Origin of the sequence: Microcoleus sp. Z1_A1 (genome assembly GCF_036700305.1) — a bacterium.
In the GTDB taxonomy this organism is placed as follows: Bacteria; Cyanobacteriota; Cyanobacteriia; order Cyanobacteriales; family Microcoleaceae; genus Microcoleus.
Map to the genome: position 1 here is coordinate 161,368 of NZ_JAUBOR010000004.1, position 24,888 is coordinate 186,255.

Consider the following 24,888-nt stretch of genomic DNA (forward strand, 5'->3'; position numbering starts at 1 on the left):
AGGCGATGCTTGCCATTGGGGGCATGAGTCTAAAACTATACATTAGTTAACTTGCGCCAATGAGCGCGCGCACCCACTCCTTAACGAGGAATATACTATGTATCAAAATTTGCCAATAAATCCACAACTGTATAACATCGGGTTCTGGCTGGCCCAAGTGCCAGTAGACCAGACTACAACAACAAACAGAGTAGAAGACGCAGCACTCCTCTATTCCGGGCCACAATTTTTTATCGCCTTGATAGCTGGAGTGGTACTCGCCTGCGCTTTCCAACTCTTGCTAACAAATTTATCAGTAGCAGCCGGCCTTTCGTACATTGGACAATCCCACGACGACGACCACCACTCGGATAGCGGCAGCCCCCCAGTCCGCCATATCGGCAGAAAAGTAGGCACTTGGACGCTGATTACCGTCACCATCGCCCTATTCTTTGCTTGCTTGCTAGCAGTTAAGCTCAGCTTGATTAGCAGTCCCGGTTTAGGTGCGATCGTCGGTTTAGTCGTGTGGGCTACCTATTTCTCAATGCTTGTTTGGGTGAGCTCCACCACCGTCGGTTCCTTGATCGGTTCCGTCGTCAACAGCGCCACAGCAGGCTTTCAAGCCATTGTCGGCACCGCAGCCTCGGCTATCGGCGCCAAAGCAGCCAGCAACCAAGTAGTCGCCACAGCCAAAGCAGCAGCAGCAGCAGTGGGCCATGAACTCGGTAGCGCGATCGACCCCACAAGCTTGCGCGAAAACGTCGAAGACTACATCCAAAGCCTCAAACCGCCAGAATTAGACATCAAAGGGATGCGTAGCGAGTTTGAAAAATTGCTCAACGATCCGCAACTAAAAACTATTGCAGCCGAAAATTTGCCAAATCTCGATCGGCAAACCCTCGTAGATTTAGTAAGTTCGCGATCGGACTTATCAAAACGCGACGTAAACCGGATTGTAGACCAACTTCAAGATGCTTGGAAACAAGTAGGAAAACAAGGGCAGCCATCAGACGGCATCGCTCAATTAGTAGACTATCTCAAATCTGCTAAATCGGGAGATTTGGTCTCAGATAAATTGGCAAGTAGGGTAGAAAAAGCCCTCAGCAATCTGGGCGGTCAAAATTCCGGAGAAAGCCCGACCATGATGTCCCAAGCAACGACAATGGCAGTCAATGCTTTAATGGGAATAGTATTGGGTCGCACGGATATTTCTGACTTCGATGTTGAAAAAGTAGTTGGTCAGCTCAAAGAAGCTAAAGACAAAGTTACCCAGCAAACTGATAAAATTACCGCTCAAGTCAAAGGCGAACCCGTAACTTACAGCCCAATTCGTGCCGACGTAGAAAACTACCTACTCAACACTTATTCGTGGCAGATGAACCCCCAAGCCATCGAGCGCGAATTTCGGGACGTGCTCTACGATCCTACCGCCGACCCCGGAACAGTGCGCCGCGAATTAGAAAAACTAAAACAGTCTAATTTTGCCGAAATCTTGGCTAGTCGAGGCGTTTTTACCCAAGACAAAATTAAAGAAATTTCCCAGGAATTAGAAGCAATTAGACAGCGCGTTTTACAAACCGTGATCTTTGCCGAGGAGCAAGAAAAAGCTCGCGATTTGCAGTGGCGGTTGGAAACTTATTTGAAGTTGACGCCGAAAGAGGAACTGACAGCAGCAGGTATCGGGAGCGATTTCAAAAAAATCTTAGAGGATTCCGACGCGAGTTACGAACAGTTGCGCGATCGACTTTCTCCTTACACCCGCGACAGTTTTGTGCAAATTCTCCGAGGTCGCGAAAATTTCGGATTCCAGGAAGTAGAACAGATTGTTCAAGAGTTAGAAAGGACGCGAGATGTAGTTTTAGCAGATGCTAAAGGTCTGCAAGAAGCAGCGCAAGCCCGACTAGATAACCAGTGGCAAAGAGTACAAGAATACTTGAAGTCTACGGGCAAAGAAGAACTCAATCCCGAAGGCATCAAGCGCGATTTGAAAACGCTGCTGGACAACCCGGAAGCGGGAATGTGGGCGCTCAGAGCTAGAGCTTCTAAGTTCGATCGCCAAACTTTGGTAAAATTGCTATCTCAGCGGAAAGACCTCAGCGAAGACCAAGTAAATCAGCTTCTCGAAAGCGCCGAAGAAAATTGGCACAGCGCGGTACATACGCCGCAAAAGTTGGCAGAAAAAGCTAAGGATCAGTACGACCAAACCACCACCGCCCTTGCAGATTACCTTCGCAATACTGGCAAATCAGAACTCAATCCTGAAGGGATTCAGCGGGATTTGACAAAACTGCTGGAAAATCCAAAAGAAGGAGCTTTGGCGCTGCGTGGCCGCCTGTCTCAAGTCGATCGCGATACTTTGGTAAAACTGCTTTCTCAGAGACAAGATTTGAGCGAGGAACAAGTCAATCAAATTATCGACCAAGTGCAGGAAACCCTTGGCTCGATTGTGAAAGCGCCCCGCCGTTTGGCAAAACGGGTGCAAAGCCAAGTGCACGATTTTCAGAGTGTTTTAGAAGATTATTTGCGTAATACGGGCAAGGATGAATTAAATCCCGAATCCATCAAGCGCGACTTGCAACTGCTGCTGCATGACCCGAAAGTCGGTGCATACAGTTTGGGCGAGCGCTTGTCGCACATCGATCGAGCTACAATTGTTTCTCTGCTGTCTCAGCGGCCGGATATTTCTGAAGCAGAAGCCAATCGCATTGTCGATGGAATTTTGTCGGTGCGCGATGAGTTCGCACTGCAAATTCAGAAAATACAGGAGGGTATTCAGTCGGTAATTGACGGGGTTCTCGGAAAAATTCGGGATTACCTCAATTCGCTCGATCGCCCTGAACTAAATTACGAAGGCATTACGCGGGACGTGCGGAAGTTATTTGACGATCCGCAAGCCGGATTTGATGCTTTGCGCGATCGGCTGGGTCATTTCAACCGCGATACTTTAGTAGCACTAATGAGTTCTCGCGAGGACATTTCCGAAGCAGATGCCAACCGCTTGATCGACCAAATTGAAAGAAGCCGCAACACCGTCTTGCAAAGAGCAGAACGCTTGCAGCAAGAGGCGCAGCTTCGCCTCGAAAGCATCAAACTGCAAGCTGAAAAACAAGCCGAAGAAACCCGGAAAGCAGCAGAAGTTGCCTCTTGGTGGCTGTTTTTCACCGCTCTTTCCTCGGCTGCAGCTGCAGCAGGCGCCGGTGCTTTAGCCGTCATCCGATAAAAAAGACTCAAGTTGCGATCGGATTGCATATAGTGCCTGATGTGAGTTTCTACTGACATCAGGCACTAATGTTAGTAAAGGATTTGATCGGGGATTGGGAACGAGTTTGTATTAATTTGTTAGTACGGTTGAATAATGTTATGGTAAACCAGTTCATACCCGTTTTTTGAGGCTGGTGCCAACGGTGAATCTATACATTTTAATTAGCAGTTTTGATGAATTTAAAATAGAAAAGTGAAAAGCCGATTTTATTGATTGTCGTATATTTTATTTGCAGATGTAATAAATAAAAAGTAGCCGGATCTTCATTGCCTCTGCTATCACAATTTTTGAACGGGGTTCAGGCTTGCAGGCTGGATTTGCTTTGAGGCAGATTCTACAACTGTTGCAAGGATTACTGAAGAATGACAAAAATCAAAACATTTATTGGAGTGAAAACCTTTTGGCAAAGCAAACTTCGCGGGCCAGTTCCCTCTCTCCTCAATATTTTTTAGGTACAATAATAGAGAGGGTTCTCCACCCAGCACGCCTGTTCTCCCAACCGCCCGCCGCCCTGGCTGCGTTAGTATCAAACAAACGCGAACTGTTTTGAGTTCGATCGGCGGTTAATTTTGAAGATGCCGATCGTCAGGTTTTGACTTGTAGGTCATAGGTTGTAAGGAACCCCATAGCTAAAGCTAGGGGCTTTCAGGAAGTCCGGCTCGATCGCCAGCGGTTCAAGAAGAAAGCCCGAACCTTACCAGAGACAGGATTAGACCTACGTTTTTTGAGTCACGATACCGGAGAATGCGACGCTAGTTTTCCGATCTATCGCCAAAAGTTAAACAGGCTTAACGGGGTTAAACCAGTGCTTTTGGCATAACAAGCTCAATAAACATTCAAGGGAGCGAACTTTACCCAGCAATGGAGGACTTTATGTCTAATTTTGTTTTTGTAATTGATGCCCAAAAAAGACCGCTAACACCAATTCATCCCGGTTTTGCAAGGAGGCTTCTGAAGCAGAAACAAGCGGCTATTTACCGTAAGTTTCCGTTCACTTTGATTCTTGAAGAGTCCCGACCCGATTTAATCAGACCCCATTTAAAGATTAAAATCGATCCTGGTTCTAGGGTAACTGGTTTTGCCATATTGAACGGCGCACAAGTCATTTGGGCAGCAGAATTGACTCACAGAGGTCAGGCAATCAAAGATGCTCTGCTCTCACGCCGTCAACTGCGGAGGGGACGACGAAATCGACATACTCGTTATCGTCAACCAAGGTTCTTGAATCGCACAGGTCCTAGAGGTTGGTTGGCACCCAGTCTTGAACACCGAGTTTTGACTACACTCACTTGGGTGAACAAACTCATCAAACTTGCGCCTATCGGGTCAATAGCTCAAGAACTTGTGCGATTTGATTTACAACAACTTGAAAACCCTGAAATCTCAGGTATTGAATATCAGCAAGGCACACTTTTGGGCTACGAGGTTCGCGAATATATTCTTGATGCGTGGGACAGAAAATGCGCTTATTGTGGTAGTGAAAATATACCTTTACAAGTCGAACATATTCACCCTAAAGCTAAAGGCGGCACGAATCGTATCTCAAATCTATGTCTGGCTTGCGATTCTTGCAATAAAAAGAAAGATACTCAAAAAATTGAGCAATTCCTGGCCAAAAAACCTGATGTTCTTAAAAGAATTCAAGCACAAAGAAAACGACCCTTAAAAGATGCTGCTGCCGTCAACTCGACACGTTGGGCGTTGTTCAATCAGCTCAACAAAACTGAACTTCCGGTAACTACGGGTTCTGGCGGTCAAACGAAGTTCAATCGAACTCGTTTGCAACTACCTAAATGTCACTGGTTAGATGCTGCAAGTGTCGGCAAAGTCGAAGAATTAAAGGTGCTGACTTCTCAACCACTGCTAATCAAGGCGACGGGACATGGCAGCAGACAGATGTGTGGCACGGATAAGTTTGGCTTTCCAATTCGCCATAAATCAAGAAAGCAAATCCATTTCGGTTTTCAAACTGGTGATATTATCAGCGCGACAGTCACCGCAGGAAAGAAAGTCGGCTCCTATGTGGGACGAGCTCTGTGCCGTGCATCCGGCTCGTTTGATATCGCCACCACGATGGGAAGAGTGGCAGGGATTAGCCATAAATATTGCAAACCCATTCACAAAAAAGATGGTTATTCGTATGGATTTTGAAGAGAGGCGACTGAAGTCGCAGCCGCTTTCCTCCCCATGTCTAAAGCCAGGGGCTTCTCGCTCGTTTTTTGGTGAATAATATGGAACTAAAGCTCTGAAAATACTACACTGGCTGTGGGGGGCAACATACCGGATACCTTGGGAATACCAAGGGCTTTGCTTTCGTCAGCCCAGAAAAGTCCAAACACGCAGGCCCTGCGATCGCCAATGTTAAACAACCTACGTCTCAAACCTCTCCTGGCTAGTTGCCTATTAGCACCGTGAGGAGGGCGACGCCATGCAACTCCGAAAAAAAACACTATTAATCATCGGTGCAGCGCTGATCAGCCTGATTCTGGTTCTCTATGCCACTGCATCAACTATTTTGCTGCATGATTTTCACAACCTGGAGGCACAGTACGTCCGCCAGGATGTCGCACGGGCTTTGGACGCATTAGATGATGACTTGTCGAATTTAGACACCAGCGCCCAAGATTACGCCGATTGGGACGATACTTACTCTTTCGTCGAAACACGGAACGAAAATTTTGTCAAGTCAAATTTCGTCGATTCGACATTTATTTACTTGAGACTAAACTTATTGGTGCTGCTTGACTCCAACGGTAAGACAATCTTCAGCAAAGGTTTCGACCTTAAATCCCAAACCGAAATCCCGATTCCCGAAAGCTTCAAACAGCACTTGACCGAGGCACTAATAGACTCATCGACAGTCGAGGGCGATCGCCCCGTCGCCAAAACAGGCGTCCTCACCCTGCCAGAAGCCAGACTGCTGATTGCCGCCAAGCCCATCTTGAACAGCAACTCCCAAGGCCCGTCGCGGGGGACGCTGATCTTGGGACGCTACCTAGACAGCAGCGAAATCGGTTTGCTTTCAGAACTGACTCACCTGTCAGTGGATTTTAGATTGCCGAGTTTAGATTTTAAAGTGGGAGCCGCGAACTACTCCGGGCACAGCGCCAAGGCGATGGCTCGATCGAGGCAGGAGTTGGAAAATGTCAAACTCAAAATTTCCAACCTCAAATCAGCAGAAATTTTAGTCGAGCCACTCAGCGACACCTTAGTCGCAGGATACGCCCTGATTCGCGACATCCACGGCAACCTAGCGCTGCTGCTGCGAGTAGAGACAGATCGCATCATCTACGGCCAAGGTCAGGCTACCTTGGAGCTGTTTACCTTATCAATACTGGCAGTAGGTTTAATATTTAGCGCCATCACCCTGCTGTTGCTAGAAAAATTAGTTTTGGCGAGATTGGCTTCCTTGAGCACCAGCGTCAGCAACATCGCAGCCAACGGCGACCCAAGCTTGCGCGTTGATATTGCCGGAGAAGATGAACTCGCAAGCTTGGCCGACGCCATCAACCGAATGCTAGAAGCATTGGGCAATTCTCAAGTCGAACGTAATGAAAGCGAAGACCGCTATCGGTTGATGGCCGAAAACTCAACCGACATGATCACCAGACACGACCCCAAAGGCGTGTTTGTTTACGTCTCGCCCGCCAGCAGGGCTTTGCTGGGATACGAACCTTCGGAACTCATCGGCCGCGTCCCCAAGGATTATTTTCACCCCGACGATTTAGAAACCATTGCCAAAGCCCACTGGAAAGTCCTGGCCCTCCCAGTTACTTACACCGTCAGCTACCGCATCCGCCGCAAAGACGGCAAATACATTTGGTTTGAAACCACCGGCCGCACGATCAGCGATCCCCAAACAGGCGAAGTCCAAGAAATTATCGGCATTTCCCGCGACATCAGCGTGCGGAAGCAAACTGAACAAGAACTTCGAGAAAGCGAAGCTGCAATCAAAGCTTTGTACCAAGTGACTTCGGCTCCCCGTACAGACCCGCTCAACCACCTCTCTACCTTTGATTTGCGCCTCCAAGAACTGCTGGCAATGGGATGTCGGCATTTAGGCCTGTCTGTGGGAATTTTGTCCTGCATTCAAGGCGACAACTATCAAATAATGGCTGTTGAGTGTCCCGACGGGTCGATCGTCAAAGACCAAATCTACGATCTGGAAAAAACTTTCTGCGTCGCTACGTCAATGGCAAAAGAACCGATCTACTTTGAGTCGGTGAGATTTTCGGGTTTTTCCTTTAACACGCACGATCGAGCCTTCCCCATTGAAGCTTACATGGGCATTCCCGTCACGGTGGGAGGCAAAGTTTACGGCACTCTGTGCTTCTTTTCTCCGACTCCTGTGACAGAACCGTTTCGAGCTGTAGACAGAGAGTTGATGAAACTGATGGCTCAGTGGGTGGGAAGCGAACTCGAACGCCAGCAAACCGACGTAGATTTGGCAAAAGCTCGCGATCAAGCACTGGCGGCTACTAGAGCCAAAAGCGAATTTTTAGCCACCATGAGCCACGAAATTCGCACTCCGATGAATGGAGTCATCGGCATGACTGGTTTGCTGCTGGATACCCCCTTAACTCGCGAACAGCGCGATTTTGTAGAAACTATCCGCAGCAGCGGCGATGCCTTGCTGACGCTGATCAACGATATTCTAGATTTCTCGAAAATTGAGTCGGGCAAATTGGACTTGGAGGAACATCCGTTTGACCTCCGCACTTGCATTGAGGAATCTCTAGACTTGGTAGCTGCTAAGGCGGCAGAAAAAAAACTGGAAGTGGGTTACTTGATCGATCGTACAGTACCCGCAACGGCGATCGGCGATAGCACCCGCTTGAGGCAAATTTTAATCAACTTGCTCAGTAATGCGGTTAAATTTACCGACGCTGGAGAAGTGGTGGTTTCGGTGACTGCCAAAAAGATTTCAGTGCCGGCGGCTAACGCTAAAGAACCGCCATTAATTGCTGGCGAACCGGTAGCAATTAACCCAGCATACGAAATACATTTTGCGGTCAAAGATACCGGTATCGGCATTCCGAGCGATCGCATGGATCGGCTATTTAAATCTTTCAGCCAGGTGGATTCTTCAACGAGCCGGCAGTACGGCGGTACCGGATTGGGTTTGGCAATTAGCAAGCGTTTGGCCGAAATGATGGGCGGCAGGATGTGGGTGGAAAGTATGGGTAGTGTCGCGGGCAATCCTCCGGCTCATTTTAGATCGTCGGCAGTTTTTGATTTGGGATGGGCAGAATCTTGCGAAATTGCCGAAAAATATGGCTATGGCAAATCTGTACTCAGCAACCAGCCGATCGCCCAAAATACGAAATCTGTTGGCTCTACTTTTTATTTTAGTACGATCGTTTCTGGCTGCAAGAATTCCTTACCACTTAACTTGAGCAATTCTCAACCTGAATTAGCTGGGAAGCGAGTCTTAATTGTCGATGACAATGCTACCAACCGCAGAATTTTGACTCTCCAAGCTCAGTCTTGGGGAATGGTGGCTAGGGCTTCAGCTTCGGCTCGTTTGGCTTTAGATTGGCTGGCTGCTAAAGAAATGTTTGACTTGGCAGTTTTGGATATGCAAATGCCGGAAATGGACGGGTTGGCTTTAGCGGCGCAAATTCGCCGGTATCCTGATTGCGAAAAGTTGCCGTTAGTGATGCTAACTTCGATCGGCAGGCAAGAAATTAATTCCCCTTCTATGGAGATGGATTTTGCTGCTTTTTTAAATAAACCCATCAAACAATCTCAGCTTTACAATGTTTTAATCAATATTTTTGGAGAACAGACACCGGAATTTAAAGGGCAGCGCACTAGCGGGCCTTTCTTGCAAACCATACCCGTGCTGGCCGAGAACTTACCGCTGCGGATTCTGTTGGCTGACGATCATTTGGTGAATCAGAAGGTGGCTTTGCAAATTTTACAGCGGATGGGGTATCGCGCGGATGTGGCGGGAAACGGTATCGAAGTGCTCGAAGCTTTGCGCCGCCAGCCTTATGATGTGGTGCTGATGGATGTGCAAATGCCGGAAATGGACGGACTGGAAACTACCCGCCGCATCCGCGAGCAATTTTCAGCAGATTTAACTTTAGAAAATCTCACGGGAGAATCAGAACTTTCCGCAACTGATGAGCAATCTAATAATCGAAAATCGAAAATCGAAAATCCCCCATTGACTGACGAGGAATCTAACAATCGAGAATCGCAAATCGAAAATCAAAAATCGACTGATGAATCTAACAATCGAGAATCGCAAATAGAAAATAGAAAATCGACTGATGAATCTAACAATCGAGAATCGCAAATAGAAAATCAAAAATCGACTAAGGAATCTAACAATCGAGAATCGCAAATAGAAAATAGAAAATCGACTAAGGAATCTAACAATCGAGAATCGCAAATAGAAAATAGAAAATCGACTGATGAATCTAACAATCGAAAATCGCAAATAGAAAATAGAAAATCGACTGATGAATCTAACAATCGAAAATCGAAAATCGAAAATCGAAAATCGACAAGGCCTTGGATTGTGGCGATGACGGCAAATGCGATGCAGGGCGATCGCGAAGAGTGTATGGCTGCGGGGATGGACGACTATTTGAGCAAGCCGATCGCCATCGATCAGTTGGTGCGAGCTTTGATGGCGTGTAAATCTCGATCGAACTCCGCATTCGATCGTCTGCAGCCGATCGTTTGCTTGGATGCCCCGGCGGAACAGATCGAAGGAACGAGTGAATTACAAGTGCGATCGAATGTGGCTGTTGCGGGAAATCCACAACAGACAATTCCCAATTCGCCGGCAGTCGTCGAGTGGGGTGCATCAAATCTCGATCGGGCTTTGTCAGAGGGGCACGAGTCCCTGAGTGCCAAGATTATAGAGGGATTGCGAGAAGTGGAAGCTTTAGACGAGGCGATCGAGATTTACCTCGAAACAGCTCCCGAACTGCTGCGAGGCATCTCTATGGCTCTGTGCAACGCCGATCCGCTGGCTTTGCGGCGATCGGCTCACTCTTTAAAGTCGATTAGCGGTACTCTCGGTGCTTTTCGCTTGTTTGAGCTGTGCGAGGAACTCGAAATCATGGGCCGCATGGGAACAAATGCTAACCAGTCTTTACCCGATCCGGCCTGCGCGCTTTTAGAAGAGGTTGAAGCGGAGTATCAAAGAGTCGAAACGGCGTTGAAAATAGAAAGACTCTACAGCGATACAATCACAGAATAATTAACAAGTGATAACTAACTCTTTGAAGCGAAACAGATATCATGGATAACAATCTAGTTGCTAAGACAGTATTTTTTTCAGTATTAGTACCTGGTGCTTTGTACATTGCTTACGCCGCGAAAGTAGCCCTCAATCTCAACCTTGATATATTCGGTGCAGGTCACACCCCTGCTAAATTAGAAGAAATATCCGGTGGAATCATTAAGTGTAAGTGGTTCCCTAATTCCCACCACTGCCCCGGAAATAATCGTGTTAAATAATCACGGACGCATCAAAACCCAATAAACCAGGCTTTTCGGCGGGGGTGCATCTCAATTTTGTAAAAGCGAACCATTCCGGCAGATAATTTATTAGCGATTACCATAGATTTACTGCCGGAATGCTTCGCCCCTACGAATATATTTGCAAAAATGAAATGCACCCTGGCGGGCTTTGAGCCTGATTAAACTTCTCCAATTTCAGGTGCAATTTCTGGATCTACTTCTTCAAAATTCACTTTATTATAGATATCTGCCACAGCAATTTCAAAGGATAGTGAAGCAAGCGCGATCGTCTCATCCAATTCATTGTACTCAGCAAACGACCATCGCTTATCATCCGTCTTAGAAAAATGTTCGATATATCTCCGATTTTGGTCGAGCAATAAGTATTCTTCAAGAGTGGGAATTGTGCGGTATCCCTCAAACTTTTTGCTGCGATCGTATCCTTTAGTTGAAGCTGACAAAACCTCAATAATTACTCTGGAATTGGTAATCGTATCGGTGCGGTTATTATAATACTCCGGCTTCCCACATACTACCATCACATCGGGATAAGTATAGATGCGCTTCTTGGGTATCCACAAGCGGACATCGCTCATGAAAACTCGATAGTCTAGTTTTTTGAATGCAAAATTTAGTTCGGTACTGAAGTTGAGCGCTATTTGATTGTGATTTGTAGAGCCACCGGCCATAGGAAATATTTCACCGTCAATGTATTCGCTTTTGTAGTCCGCAGCTTCTTCTAGTGCTAGATATTCCTCGATCGAGTAGTATCGTTGTTCAGTAAGTTGCATAGTTCTATTAGAGAGCATTTAACTGAGGCTTTTGTTTAGTGTAACATTTTTGGGTAAGCTTTTTAAGGTTGAGTTTGTGTAGGGGTTTTTGAGATTGTTGGTTTGTGGTATGAATTGTTGGTAAACTCGTCCGCACACAGCCGATCGCCTAGATTGATCTGATATGCGATTGCATCCCAAAAATAGACCTCTTGCAAAAATGCTTTTCATCAATTGATGGGACGGGCTCTGGGGCTCATCCCACAAGAAAAAATAACTCTTGTGGGATGGGCCCCAGAGCCCGTCCTAATTATTTTTGCAAGAGGTCTAATGTAGATTTGGATTTGCCGCCCAAGTGGGGGCGGGTTTTCGAGATTTTTGGTCTGAGGCGATTATGGTTGGTGAACCCGCCCCTACGGTAATTTGGGGAAACACGCTTACTTTCGAGTTACCACAACCCAATCGTCCGCTGTTTTGACAACCTCAGCATTCTGCAAACCTAAATGTTTTAAAACAGGTTTTTCTAACAGAAAATAAGGTTGAGGAAGAGTTTGCCATTTCTGTTTGAGCGTAGGTGCGTCGGCAACAATAACTTGGCGTTGACTGTAAAAATTCAGCGATGGACGGCCCAAGCGGTGAGAAGTAAACACTTGTTGACCCGCCGGAGTTCCTGTGCGGACAATTTCGGCGATCGGCTTAACCGGATAATCCTCCGCCAATTCCCAAACCCAGTTATCTGAAGCCACCAATACCAACAGCGTCAGGTAAGTTCCCCAAATTAAAACTAATATAAACTGTCGGTCTTTGCGGTGCAGCAACACGGCCGCCATTGTCATTGTCAAAGCTACAAACATCAGCATTAACTGCAAATCTCGCTCTGGAGGCGCAATTTGTCCCCCGATCCATACCCAGCCACTGAAGTACACGCAACCGACGACAGCAACTATAGCCAGCACTGCCAAAATCGCGGGATGAGGCAGCAAAGAAATAGCATCAAAACGTTCTTCTGCTTCCTCTTTGACGGGTTCTGGCGGCAGCCACAGTTGCTCCCAAACTTCAGCGAGATAACTGCCAACAGCAAGAGCAAAAGCTGGATAAATTGGCAAAACATACCACGGCAATTTAGTAGTCATCACAGAAATAGCCAGCAGATATACTCCTGTCCAAACCAATACTAATTTTGGCCCGGCAAAATTGCGATTTTCCCAACTCAGGCGCAGCCCTTGTAGCCAAAATAACTGCCACGGCCAAGCTAATTTTAAAATTTCTAAAAGATAATACCAAGGCGGGCCTCTGTGACTGCTTACAGGTTCCGAAATGCGCCGGAAAGATTCGTTAATTAAATTAGTGTGGATGAAATATTGGCCGTAGTGCAGCCATTGGGCAAAATACCAAGCAGCTACTGGCAATGTTCCGATCGCCAATCCGCCCCAAAGATACCCAGAAGTGAGGAGTCGCGGGGTATCCCAAACCAAAAAAATACAGCCAACAGCACCCAGCAGCAGCCCCAACATGACGCCCTTAGTCAGGCAAATGAGTCCGAACCCAATCCCCGCGCCCAAAGCGTAGCGCAAGTCGCGGCGCGATCGTAGCAAACACCACATCGCCCCCAGCAAAAAACACAAAACTGCTCCATCCAACATCGCCAAACGTCCATGCCGCACCACCGGTAACAGCGTCAGATACACGAGGGCAGAAAAAATGGCGATCGAGCGTCTAGGAAACAACTCCCTGCCAATGGCGTAAAGCAAGGGCACTGAAGCCGCCGTCAGCATCGCCGGTACCAACCTCGCCGTCAATTCGCTGACACCGCCGACGGCAAAACAGAGCCCGATTAGCCAGTGTACCAGCGGCGGTTTGTTGAAATAAGGCATAGAGTCGATCGTCGGATACAGCCAATTTAAGTTGCCGCGCCAAATTTCGCGACTTACCTGCGCTGCAATGCCTTCATCCCAATCCCGCAAAGCCACGCCGCCCAGATTCAGCCCGAAAATCAGCACTGCAGCCAACAGAAAAGCCAGCATCCACACTTTGTCTGTAAAGCTGTCATTCCAGCGATTTTTCGGTTTGCGGCCAAGGAATGGAAAGATTTCTGACATAAGTTAAGAGAGTTTTGAGCGTCCCAAACTGAGGGTAAACTTAGACAGCAGTTATTTGCGACTAGGAAAATACCATGAACTTGCCTGTAATTATAGATATTATCATTGGCTTAGTATTTATCTACCTGACTTTAAGCTTGCTAGCTTCGGAAATTCAGGAACTGATTGCTACTGTTTGGCAGTGGCGGGCGGAACATTTAAAGAAGTCGATCGAAGTGCTGATTTCTGGCGGCAGCGAAGGTGCGAAAGATCCCCTGCAATTTAAGCGAGTCGGACAGTTAGCCCATGCGATTTACGCCAATCCGATTATCAAAGATTTGAATCAGGGAGCGAAAGGGCTGTTATCAGAGGGATTCCGCTCTGTTACGCACCGCCTGGGGGATTTGTACCACGGAATTACGGGTACTAAAAATGTTTTCGGCAATAAATCCAGTGGGCCTTCTTATATTCCAGCCGAGTGTTTTTCGGCTAGCCTTTTGGAGACTTTAAAGGTTTCTAGTTTGCTCAGCTCTATCTCTAAAACCAGATTGGAAAGATTTAAAGATTTACAGTTGGCACAAATTCAACAGATTGGAGAAAATCTGAGTTTGCCGGATGCTACTAAACCGATTATTGAGCAAGAATTTAGGTGGCTGACTGCGGAGTTCAATCGAGTTGTTGAAGATTATCAAAACAATTTAGCAAGTTTGAACAACAGCTTAGATCGAATGTCGGAAAAGCTAGGATTTTATATTAAGGATTCTCAGGTTTATCTACCAGAAACCGAGCAGGGAGGGAGAGACTTTCAGAGGCAGATGGCATTTGTCAAGGCTCGTTTTGACAGCAGAATTGAGCGGGTGGCGCTGCTGGGGCAACTGCAACCTAGTTTCAGCAATCTGTTAAATAGTGTTAAAAAAAGTCAAGAGTCGGTAGCAGAAATTATGGAGCTAAAAGAGGAGAGTCCGATTTATCAACAAATTCAAGAAACCTTGGACAGTATGCCAGAATCTTTGAAACGCAGCCTTTATATTTTAGCGCAGCGCGCTGAAAAAAGTGGCGGAAATACTCAAGAGCAGTTGCAGCGGTTTCAGAAAGAAATTGAAATTTGGTTTGACCAATCGATGGAGCGTGCTTCTGGTGTTTACAAGCGGAATGCTAGAGGGGTGGCGATTTTGCTCGGAACTGCGATCGCGGTTGCTGCTAATGCTGATACCATTCATATTATTAATCGGTTGTCGAAGGATTCGATGTTGCGATCGACTGTTAATGTGTACGCTGAGCAGTTGGTGGAAAAAAATGCTAGGACTAAATTAGATAATTTACCAAGTCTGAGAAAAGTTCAAAAGGATGTAGATATAGCTTTGGATGAGGTAGCTCTGCCTTTTGGATGGAGCGAACAGAACAGCTTGGAACGAGATAAGCAGGGGAATTTATTGTGGCCGGCTTTGATTGCAAGATTGTTTGGTTGGATATTGAGCGGCGTAGCTATTTCTATGGGGGCTGCTTTTTGGTTTGAGGCGCTCAACAAGATTATTAATATTCGCAATGCAGGGAAAAAACCGCCATCTTCCACAGAATCTTGAGGGGTGCTGTTGCGAGGCCAATCTACTAAGTGTCATACCCTTTTAAATTTTAGATTTTAGATGGCCGAATGACTGAAGACTATCGAGCTTTGAAGCACGGGCTTATATCATATCCGGTCGTGGGACCGCGATTGTAGGGGCGGGTTCACGAACAATACCTGCCAATAATTGACAATCTCAAAAACCCGCCCCGACCAGGATATTATGGTTAATTGCTCGGAGATGATATTACAGTTGGATTCTTTTGTGAAAGTGGGATCGCGGATAGGATACCGGATCGATCGGTAATGGCGCGTTTGCCGGAACTAAGGGAAAACACGCAGAATATAAATTCCGTGCGATCGCGGATGGCAGTGCAGCAGAAATAGGGCAAACTGATAGATAGGTTACATAAGAATGGGCGAAATAAACAAGGTCGCTGGCAGTTTCAGAAGCTCTGACTCCAAGGCTGTATCTACCGCTAAACTCACTTTTGGAGGACGGAATATGTTGACTTCTTTAAGGGAAACGACTCCCGCCTCGGAAGACGCAAATCCCCCATCCAAAAGCTTTGTAGTCAAGGAGTCCAGCATCAATGAAGGTGGATATTTTGTTGCCAGAATATTGGCTGGGGAATCTTACTGCATCGATAAATTTACCTGGAAACTTCAAAAATCTGCCTCTATCCTTAGAGAGATTGACAAAGTTGGCTCGACTTATGACTGTCCCTCGAACCAACTGCAATTAGGCTTTGTTATCCTCAGTTCAGATTACCTCGAACCATACAAAAGTCAATTGCCAAAATCGCATAATTCTCTGACTCAAAACAGCGGACTTGGTTCGTGTTATGCCGATCGAGATAGTGATACACTCAGCAACGGCGGTGGACGCGATCGACTGTTTGCTAATTAAGGAGAGTAATTTAATGCAGGGTATGGAACGTACCGAGGGCGACTGAACCCGAATGCAATTGTAATTATGGACGCAGGGGCGATCGCAATCAACGATTTCGATCTGACTAAATCAGCAATCATATCAACTCCCGCTGAATAATTTGAATCACGTTTGCAGTGAGGATGGCAGTCCTCACAGTGTGTAGCACCCCATAAGCCAATTGATTTCCAGCGATGGGTTCCACTTAATCTTAGATTGTTTTGACTGTTAGTAAATGCGACCAAACGTCCTGGGAATCAGTATTTAGGTGTACCGCAAACCTAGCAAAGTCAAAGCATATAGAATTGTTCAAAATCTACATAATTCAGTTTTCCATTGGATGAAATACAGCTAGGGAAACTCTAGTGCATTGTGCCTCTACGTAAAATCTCACACTCAAATAAAAACTACTAAATATAAGAGGAGTTATTCGGGGGTGAATTACCTCCACTATTTCCGCATCCCTCAACTCAGCCTACTATTAGCAAAATAAGGTCAATCGATTTTAGATTTTAGATTTTAGATTTTAGATTGACTTGCGCGAGATAAATGCTCTTTCTTGAGGATTTTCGATTTTCGATTTTGGATTGATTCCACGGATAAATTCGGGGGCTTGATACCACCTTTGAAATTCGTGGTCAAAAAAAAATTGGATAATAGAACCTAGATTTATTTCAATATTCCCGATTAATATTGCGATCTATTCCCATAGATAGAGGCTCATATTTCCATTTTGGTTAAAAGTAAAAATGCAAATGCCGAGCAAAATAAATCAACAAAAATATTTTTAAAAAGGCATCATCTATCAATTGGGTGTTAAGATATAATGAAATAAGCCTGATGAGATAACTCCGGGGTGTATCTACTAATAATGCCCTTAATGGAGTCTCCAATATGAGTTCTACATTCGCTCAAGTTAACTCACAATCTGCTTTTGAAGAACGGCCAGTGCGCTCCTTAGTCTTCATTGACGCCGGCGTGAAAGATTACGAGTCAATTACAGCAGGAGTGCTGCCCGGACAGCAGGTAGTAATACTCGATCGCACCAAAAACGGCATCGAACAAATCACATCCGAGATGGAAAAATACGCCTCTACTAAGGGGGCGATAGACTCGGTTCACATTATTTCTCACGGCAGTTCAGGCAGCCTACAATTAGGCAATACCGCTCTGGGTTCAGATAACATAGAGCAATACAAAAGCCAGTTGGAAAAGTGGCAAACTTCACTAGCCCCAGAAGCAGACATCATGCTGTACGGCTGCGATGTAGCAGGCGGTACAGGTGTTAATTTCGTCGATCGATTCAGTCAATTAACCGGAGCTGACGTTGCGGCCTCTACCAACATAACTGGCAGCAACGGCGACTGGAATTTAGAATTTGCTAAGGGTCAGATTGAATCTCCCTTAGCCTTGGGGCCAGAGGCTATGGCAAGTTACCAAGGTGATTTAGCTACGATCGTAGTAGCCAACAATAGCGATAGCGGGCCGGGTTCATTAAGGGCTGCGATCGCCACCGCTGTTGCCGGCGATATCATTACCTTCGCTCCAGGTTTAGCCAACCAAACCATTACCCTCACCAGCGGTCAACTCGATATTCCCGTTGGCAAAAACATCACCATTGACGGCGCCGCCGCACCCGGTTTAACCATCAGTGGCAACAACGAATCCCGCGCCTTTTTTGTCAATGCCAACGTTGCGACTGCTACGAATTTTACAGTCAAAAACCTCGCTATTATCAACGGTAAAACGGTGGATAATGGTGGGGCGATCGGTACACAAGACGAAGTAACGATGACCGTAGAAAACGTTCAGTTTACCAACAACGTGGCTGATAAAGGCGGCGGTGCAATCTTCAGCGGCTGGAACAACACCCTGACCGTTACCGACAGTAAATTCACCGGAAATAAAGCCACTGCAACCAACGATGAACGTGGCGCTGGCGGTATTGCTTTTGCAAGTAATAAAAACCTCACCGTTGTTAACAGCGACTTCACCAACAACTTAGGAATTAATGGTGGGGCAATTAACAGCCTAAACGGCAAGTTAACAGTTGAAAACTCGCGATTCATCGGCAACGATACCACCTCCGGCCAGTTCGCCCCAAACGATCCCAACGGCAATTCTTTTTTAAGGGGTTTCGGCGGGGCAATTTACACAGACCGCGCCAGTTCTACTGACGAGCCTTCCGGCACAATTAAAATCAGCAAAAGCGTATTCCAAAACAACAAAGGGCGAGGCGAAGGCGGAGCAGCTTATCTGTTTACCGGCACCCAAGATAGCGTAAGTATTGCAGACAGCACCTTCCAAAATAACGAAATTCTGGCGCTACCCAACGGTGGAAATGATGGAAACGGTGGTGGGGTAACGATTTTGAGCGACAGCACCAACCAGGGATTGACCATTGCCAACACCACCTTTGCGGGCAACAAAGCCAATAATCAAGGTGGCGGGCTGTGGATGCGAAATGTCCCTACTACGATTACTAACAGTACGTTTTCTGGCAACTCCACGGCCTTTGCTGCTGGTGATTTCAACAAACTCGGCGGTGCAATGACTCTTGGTGCACCCACAACCATTCTCAACACGACGATCGCCGATAATTCTGCAGGCTGGGTTGGTGGAGGTATCTTCGCCAATGCCAATAATGTCACCCTCAAAAACACTATTCTTTCCAACAATACAGCGGCTAACGGAGGAAACCCTTGGGGCATTCAGCAACACGTCACCGCCCAATATAGCGATCGAGGAGGGAATTTTCAGTGGCCGGCCAAAAACCCCAATGACGGAAGCGATGTCAATGCGACGGCAAGTGTGACGATCGCAGACCCCTTACTTGGCCCTTTGCAAAACATCAACGGCGCTTTAGTCAGGCCCCTGCTGACAGGAAGTCCGGCAATTGATAAAGGGATTGCCACCGACGCACCCGCTACAGATCAGCGAGGCCTGACTCGCCCTCAAGATGGCGACAGCATTCCAGGTGCGATCGTGGACAGCGGCTCTTTTGAATTGGGAGGTAGTGTCGTCCCAGTGCCCACACCGACTCCGGCGCCAACTCCCACACCGGAACCGACTCCAACTCCCACACCGACTCCGGCGCCAACTCCCACACCGGAACCGACTCCAACTCCCACACCGACTCCGGCGCCAACTCCCACACCGGAACCGACTCCAACTCCCACACCGACTCCGGCGCCAACTCCGACGCCCGCGCCGACTCCGACTGAGACTCCGACACCCACACCGACTCCGGCGCCCACACCGACTCCGGCGCCTACTCCGACGCCCGAACCGACTCCAACTCCCACACCGGAACCGACTCCGACTCCCACACCGGAACCGGCACCAACTCCCACACCGGAACCGGCACCAACTCCCACACCTGTGCCGACTCCGCCGCCGACACCAACTCCCGCACCGACACCAACTCCGGCCTCGGATGGTTCCCTGCTCGATAGCCTCAACGCCCCGCAACTCGACTCTGCCACCATCACCCCCAACCCCGTCCAACAAACAATCAACGGCGGTAACGATGCCGATTTCATCATGGGCGGTGGCATCAACGAGTCGATTAACGGACAAGTCGGCAACGATATTCTTTACGGTATGGGCGGCAATGACAACATTGACGGCGGTGCAGATAACGACTCAATCTTCGGCAATGGAGGCAGCGATTTCATCTCTGGCGACGCTGGCAACGATACCATCTACGCTGGCAAAGATAATGACACTGTGGTTGGTGGTGAGGGCGACGACTTGTTGAGGGGAGATTTAGGCAATGATACAGTTGCCGGGGGCTTTGGCAACGACAGCATTTTCGGCGGTAAAGATGACGATATCTTACTCGGTGAAGATGGAGACGACTACATTTTAGGCAACTTGGGAAATGACACACTTAATGCTGGAAATGGCAACGATATTGCCTTTGGCAATGAAGGTGCAGACCTGATTTTTGGCTTATTGGGAAATGACACGCTTTACGGCGGCAAAGAAAACGACAGTCTCAATGGCGGTGAGGGCAACGACTTGCTGTTGGGCGGCAATGAAAACGATGTGCTGTTCGGCGACATCGGTAACGATACCCTGTACGGCGGCAAAGCTAATGATATTCTCAGCGGCGGTGCTGGGGAGGATTTCCTCAGCGGCGATGTTGGGGACGATACATTGACTGGTGGTTCGGGAAATGATGTGTTTTTCCTCAATCAAAGTTTGGGTAGCGACATCATTACTGATTTCCGCAAGGGAGAGGATTTAATTGGGTTGAGTTCTGGTTTGAGTTTTAATCAACTCAGTATTACTTCCAGCAACAATCAAACTTTGATTACTGTGACGGACACCAATCAATTGTTGGCGAAGCTTAACAATATTACCCCCGGTATTCTCACCGCTAGCGATTTCACTCAGGTAACAATCTAACTGGCTGGGGTAGGGTGCGCCATCAGCAGCCCGCCCCTACGCAGGGCTGTTTCATTCTCTTGTAGGGGCAGCCCCCCGTGGCTGCCCCAATCTCTGAAACATGAGCAAATCGTGGATGGGGAGGGTAGGCACGGGGAGTAGGGGTAGCACTACAAGAGTCAAAATCATCGTTTTCTTGAGAATGAAACAGCCCTGCGCCCCTACGGGGGCTACGCCAACGAAGAGGAGCGATCGATCTGATTCTTTTCAAGTGCGATCGGTAATAAATCTTGTTTATTGCCGATCGCCCACACCTAGAATGAGACACACCCGTCTATTGCAATCCTGAGCTGGCTAACCATAAGTAGCGGCCGAATAAAGCCTGCTTTCTCAACCAATAATTTTTAGATTTGTGGGAACTTTTTTACAGATAGGAAAAAAGTTAAATTAATCAAAATTTTAGGGAATTTTCCTGGTTTTATCTAATGTGAATGTATCAGGTACTAGCTAGAGCAATTCTCAGGAACTCAGAACCACATAAAATATTTTCTGAGTTTTACCTGACTAATGCTTCCCAATGGTTTGATGCACTACGTATCTGGCTAATGGTGTGCATAGCAAATCTACCTATAGAGGTTCCAGTGCCGGACTATTTACATTACATCCTCTGCATTTAATTGCTAAAAAAAACCGCAATTTTTACACAGCAAAAGCTGATTAGGTAGAAAAGTATCGGGTTTCACTTAAGGATAAGATTCAAGTTTTTCCCTGAATTTTAATATCCCCGATGGATTACCGAGGTTTTAATTCTGCCTACTGCCTTCTGCATCTCTAGCCTTCTGCTTTCAAGGTGAATCTACCAGCAAATAGTAAACATTCTCATGGGTATGCCAAATGAGTTCAACTTTTGCCACCAACATGGATTCACAATCTGTTCTCCACAATGCTGGTTCTAAATCTATTGTCTTCATTGATTCCGACTTAGATGACTATCAAACTCTTGCCGGTGGCGTGCTTCCCGGTGCAGAGATTATCATTTTAGATAAAAATGGTAACGGAGTCGAGCAAATTACTGCGAAACTGCAAACAATTTCGGCTGCGGGGGAAACTGTAGACCAAGTTCACATTATTTCTCACGGCAATTCTGGTAGCTTGCAGCTAGGTTCTGCAACGCTGAATTCGGATAATTTATCACAATATGAAAGCCAGTTGCAAGGGTGGCGAAATGCGCTAAGCGAGAAAGCAGATATTGTGCTTTACGGTTGCGATGTTGCTGCGGGTTCGGGAAGCGATTTTGTCGATCGCCTGGGCGAGTTAACCGGGGCTGATATTGCTGCATCTAGCGATCGCACTGGCCACGGTGGTAACTGGAATTTGGAGTTTGCCAAGGGTGACATTGAAGCACCGCTAGCCTTGACTCCAGAGGCAATGGCGGATTATCAAGGGACTTTAGCAACTATTACCGTTACCAACAATAATGATAGCGGGCCGGGTTCATTGAGAGATGCGATCGCCTCCGCAGCAGCCGGCGATACCATTCAATTTGCCTCCACTCTTGCGGGCCAAACAATTACCCTAACGAATGGTCAACTTGTTATCAACAAAAACTTGACAATTGACGCCGTTGGTGCAGCCAATTTAACCATCAGTGGCAACAATGCTTCGCGGGTCATTCTCACAGAAGGTGCAACAAATGTTACTCTAAAAAACCTGATTATTGCCAACGGCCGAGTTTCTGGTACTGACCCAAATAATCAGACAACTAGCGCCGGTGGTGGCATTCAAACAGGAGGTAGCAGCACTTTAACTTTAGAAAATTGCCAAGTCAATAATAATGTGGCGGGTTTTGGTGGCGGCATTTACACGGGTTTTCGCAGCACGACGACTGTCATTAACAGCAAGTTTAGCGACAATGATGGTTCACTAGCTAACAATACCGAACGTGGTGGCGGCGCGATCGCCACTAAAAGCGGCGGTGTTCTGACTATCAGAGATAGCGAATTTACCAACAACAAAGGCAGCTACGGCGGTGCGGTTAATAACCTGTTGGGCAGCATGACGATCGAAAACTCTAAATTCACAGGGAACCGCACAGATAAAGGCGTTGGCGGGGCAGTTTACGTCGATGGCGCTAATGCTTCGGGACCGAATGCAACCCCCGGCCCAGTTGCCGGAACTATTGCTATCCGCAACAGCCTTTTTGATGGCAATATCGGAGCGAGAGAAGGAGGCGCAGCCTTTTTGTTTGGTTATTTGCAAGATAAAGTGGTCTTGGAAAATAGCACTTTTATTAACAATAAAGCTGTCAAGGATCTAGCAGGAGTTGGAGGTTCGGGAGGTGCAATTCGTCACGGAAATACCGAACTTACGGTAACAAACTCCACTTTTGCTAATAACCAAGCTGAAGATAATGGTGGCGGTTTGTGGTCAGGAGAGAATGGAAATATCAGCATTGTCAACAGTACATTTTCCGGCAACAGCGCGGATAAGCAGGGCGGAGGAATGCTTGTCGCTAACAGAGATTCCTTTTCGACTAACATCGTCAATTCGACTTTTGCTCAAAATACCGCTGAATTTTCGGGAGGTATTGCTACTTTCAACGACCCTGTGAAATCGCCAATTACTGTCAAGAATTCTATTTTTGATAGGAATACGGCAAGTAATCCTTTTAAAACGAGGCAGCACACTGGACGGCAGCTAATCGATGGGGGAAACAATATTCAATTTCCCGCTAAACTGACCGTGGGAGATCCTAATGATAGTAATGTTACGGCAAATGTGACGATCGCCGACCCCTTACTGGGCCCTTTGGAAAATATTAACGGCGCTTTCGTGCGACCACTGCTAACAGGAAGTCCGGCAATTGATACTGGTACTGGTGTGGGCGCGCCAGCGACAGATCAGCGCGGTGTGAGTCGCCCGGCTGATGGTGATAATAACGGAAGTGCGATCGTTGATATTGGCGCTTATGAATTGAACCCTACAGTCACGCCGACTCCAACTCCGACGCCCACTCCAACTGAGACTCCGACTCCGACACCGGAACCGACTCCCACGCCCACACCGGAACCGACTCCCACACCGGAACCGACTCCGACTCCCACACCGGAACCGACTCCGACTCCGACACCGGAACCGACTCCCACTCCGACACCGGAACCGACTCCCACGCCCACACCGGAACCGACTCCCACTCCGACACCGGAACCGACTCCCACGCCCACACCGGAACCGACTCCCACGCCCACACCGGAACCGACTCCCACGCCCACTCCAACTCCAGCTTCGGATGATTGCCTACTCGATAGCCTCAACGCCCCGCAACTAGATCCTGCTACCATCACCCCCAACCCCGTCCAACAAACAATCAACGGCGGCGACACTACCGATTTCATCATGGGCGGTGTCATCAACGATTCAATTAACGGACAAGTCGGCAACGATACTCTCTACGGCATGGGCGGCAATGACAACATTGACGGCGGCGCAGATAACGACTCAATCTTCGGCAATGAAGGCAGCGATTTCATCTCTGGCAGCGCTGGCAACGATACCATCTACGCTGGCAAAGATAATGACACTGTGGTTGGTGGTGAGGGCGAGGACTTGTTGAGGGGAGATTTAGGCAATGATACAGTTGCCGGCGGCCTTGGCAACGACAGCATTTTCGGCGGTAAAGATGACGATATCTTGCTGGGTGAAGATGGCGACGACTACATTTTAGGCAACTTAGGAAATGACACAATTAATGCCGGAAACGACAACGATATTGCCTTTGGCAATGAAGGTGCAGACCTGATTTTTGGCGACATCGGTAACGATACCCTGTACGGCGGCAAAGAAAACGACAGTCTCGATGGCGGTGAGGGCAACGACTTGGTGTTGGGCGGCAATGAAAACGATGTGATCTGTGGCGACATCGGTAACGATAGCCTGTACGGAGGCAAAGGTAATGATATTCTCAGCGGTGGCAGCGGTGCCGATTTCCTTTCCGGGGATGTTGGGGACGATACATTGACGGGAGGTTCGGGAAATGATGTGTTTTTCCTCAATCAAAGTTTGGGTAGCGACATCATTAATGATTTCCGCAAGGGAGAGGATTTAATTGGGTTGAATTCTGAATTGAGTTTTAATCAACTCAGTATTACTTCCAGCAACAATCAAACTTTGATTACTGTGACGGACACCAATCAATTGTTGGCGAAGCTTAACAATATTACCCCCGGTATTCTCACCGCTAGCGATTTCATTACTCTGTAGTTCTTATAGCAATCCTAAATCCTTTGTGAATTTCTTACTCCATCCCATTAGGAATGAGAATTAAATAACTTCCACAAGATTGTGGGATGGGCGTCCCGCCCATCCAAAAAGGACGGGCGGGACGCCCATCCCACAATAACAATTAAAATTGTAAGTTATTTAATTCGCGA

10 protein-coding genes are annotated in these 24,888 nt (G+C 47.4%); 8 read left to right on the forward strand and 2 right to left on the reverse strand.

What is annotated here, in order from left to right; all coding sequences use genetic code 11:
• The first annotated feature begins 97 nt into the window (after window positions 1-97).
• The 4 genes from QT973_RS04240 (at window position 98) to QT973_RS04255 (ending at window position 10,720) form a co-directional block, all read left to right on the forward strand.
• Window positions 98-3,199 (forward strand): MFS transporter, encoded by a 3,102-nt coding sequence (locus tag QT973_RS04240; RefSeq protein WP_333052991.1) that lies wholly within the window; start codon window positions 98-100, stop codon window positions 3,197-3,199.
• Window positions 3,200-4,114: 915 nt separating this feature from the next.
• Entirely contained in the window at window positions 4,115-5,392 is a 1,278-nt protein-coding gene (gene iscB / locus QT973_RS04245; RefSeq protein WP_333052989.1) for an RNA-guided endonuclease IscB, read from the forward strand.
• A 277-nt stretch (window positions 5,393-5,669) separates the two neighbouring features.
• Window positions 5,670-10,460 (forward strand): response regulator, encoded by a 4,791-nt coding sequence (locus QT973_RS04250; RefSeq protein ID WP_333390691.1) that lies wholly within the window; start codon window positions 5,670-5,672, stop codon window positions 10,458-10,460.
• Between the two features lie 41 nt (window positions 10,461-10,501).
• Window positions 10,502-10,720, forward strand: coding sequence for a hypothetical protein (locus QT973_RS04255; RefSeq protein WP_333052985.1), 219 nt, complete (start codon window positions 10,502-10,504; stop codon window positions 10,718-10,720).
• A 182-nt stretch (window positions 10,721-10,902) separates the two neighbouring features.
• Here the strand turns inward: QT973_RS04255 and QT973_RS04260 are convergent, their stop codons facing one another.
• Window positions 10,903-11,514, reverse strand: a complete 612-nt coding sequence (locus QT973_RS04260; protein WP_333232049.1) for a Uma2 family endonuclease — start codon at window positions 11,512-11,514, stop codon at window positions 10,903-10,905.
• Window positions 11,515-11,930: 416 nt separating this feature from the next.
• Window positions 11,931-13,592 (reverse strand): glycosyltransferase family 39 protein, encoded by a 1,662-nt coding sequence (locus QT973_RS04265; RefSeq protein ID WP_333052981.1) that lies wholly within the window; start codon window positions 13,590-13,592, stop codon window positions 11,931-11,933.
• 74 nt (window positions 13,593-13,666) lie between these two features.
• On the opposite strand from QT973_RS04265, the gene QT973_RS04270 reads away from it, so the two are divergent.
• The 4 genes from QT973_RS04270 (at window position 13,667) to QT973_RS04285 (ending at window position 24,718) form a co-directional block, all read left to right on the forward strand.
• The gene (locus QT973_RS04270; protein ID WP_333315024.1) at window positions 13,667-15,154 is read left to right on the forward strand and encodes a hypothetical protein; all 1,488 of its coding nucleotides are present in this window, start codon (window positions 13,667-13,669) and stop codon (window positions 15,152-15,154) included.
• A 486-nt stretch (window positions 15,155-15,640) separates the two neighbouring features.
• Entirely contained in the window at window positions 15,641-16,045 is a 405-nt protein-coding gene (locus QT973_RS04275; RefSeq protein ID WP_333211060.1) for a hypothetical protein, read from the forward strand.
• A gap of 915 nt (window positions 16,046-16,960) precedes the next feature.
• Complete coding sequence (locus QT973_RS04280; RefSeq protein WP_333232055.1) at window positions 16,961-20,479, forward strand: DUF4347 domain-containing protein; 3,519 nt, start codon at window positions 16,961-16,963, stop codon at window positions 20,477-20,479.
• An 873-nt stretch (window positions 20,480-21,352) separates the two neighbouring features.
• Entirely contained in the window at window positions 21,353-24,718 is a 3,366-nt protein-coding gene (locus QT973_RS04285; protein WP_333375161.1) for a DUF4347 domain-containing protein, read from the forward strand.
• Window positions 24,719-24,888: the final 170 nt, after the last annotated feature.

Excerpts from the sequence above, each read along its gene's own strand:
- QT973_RS04240 (WP_333052991.1), top strand. The coding sequence starts at position 98 with ATGTATCAAAATTTGCCAATAAATCCACAACTGTATAACATCGGGTTC.
- iscB (WP_333052989.1), top strand. The coding sequence starts at position 4,115 with ATGTCTAATTTTGTTTTTGTAATTGATGCCCAAAAAAGACCGCTAACA.
- QT973_RS04250 (WP_333390691.1), top strand. The coding sequence starts at position 5,670 with ATGCAACTCCGAAAAAAAACACTATTAATCATCGGTGCAGCGCTGATC.
- QT973_RS04255 (WP_333052985.1), top strand. The coding sequence starts at position 10,502 with ATGGATAACAATCTAGTTGCTAAGACAGTATTTTTTTCAGTATTAGTA.
- QT973_RS04260 (WP_333232049.1), bottom strand. The coding sequence starts at position 11,514 with ATGCAACTTACTGAACAACGATACTACTCGATCGAGGAATATCTAGCA.
- QT973_RS04265 (WP_333052981.1), bottom strand. The coding sequence starts at position 13,592 with ATGTCAGAAATCTTTCCATTCCTTGGCCGCAAACCGAAAAATCGCTGG.
- QT973_RS04270 (WP_333315024.1), top strand. The coding sequence starts at position 13,667 with ATGAACTTGCCTGTAATTATAGATATTATCATTGGCTTAGTATTTATC.
- QT973_RS04275 (WP_333211060.1), top strand. The coding sequence starts at position 15,641 with ATGTTGACTTCTTTAAGGGAAACGACTCCCGCCTCGGAAGACGCAAAT.
- QT973_RS04280 (WP_333232055.1), top strand. The coding sequence starts at position 16,961 with ATGAGTTCTACATTCGCTCAAGTTAACTCACAATCTGCTTTTGAAGAA.
- QT973_RS04285 (WP_333375161.1), top strand. The coding sequence starts at position 21,353 with ATGAGTTCAACTTTTGCCACCAACATGGATTCACAATCTGTTCTCCAC.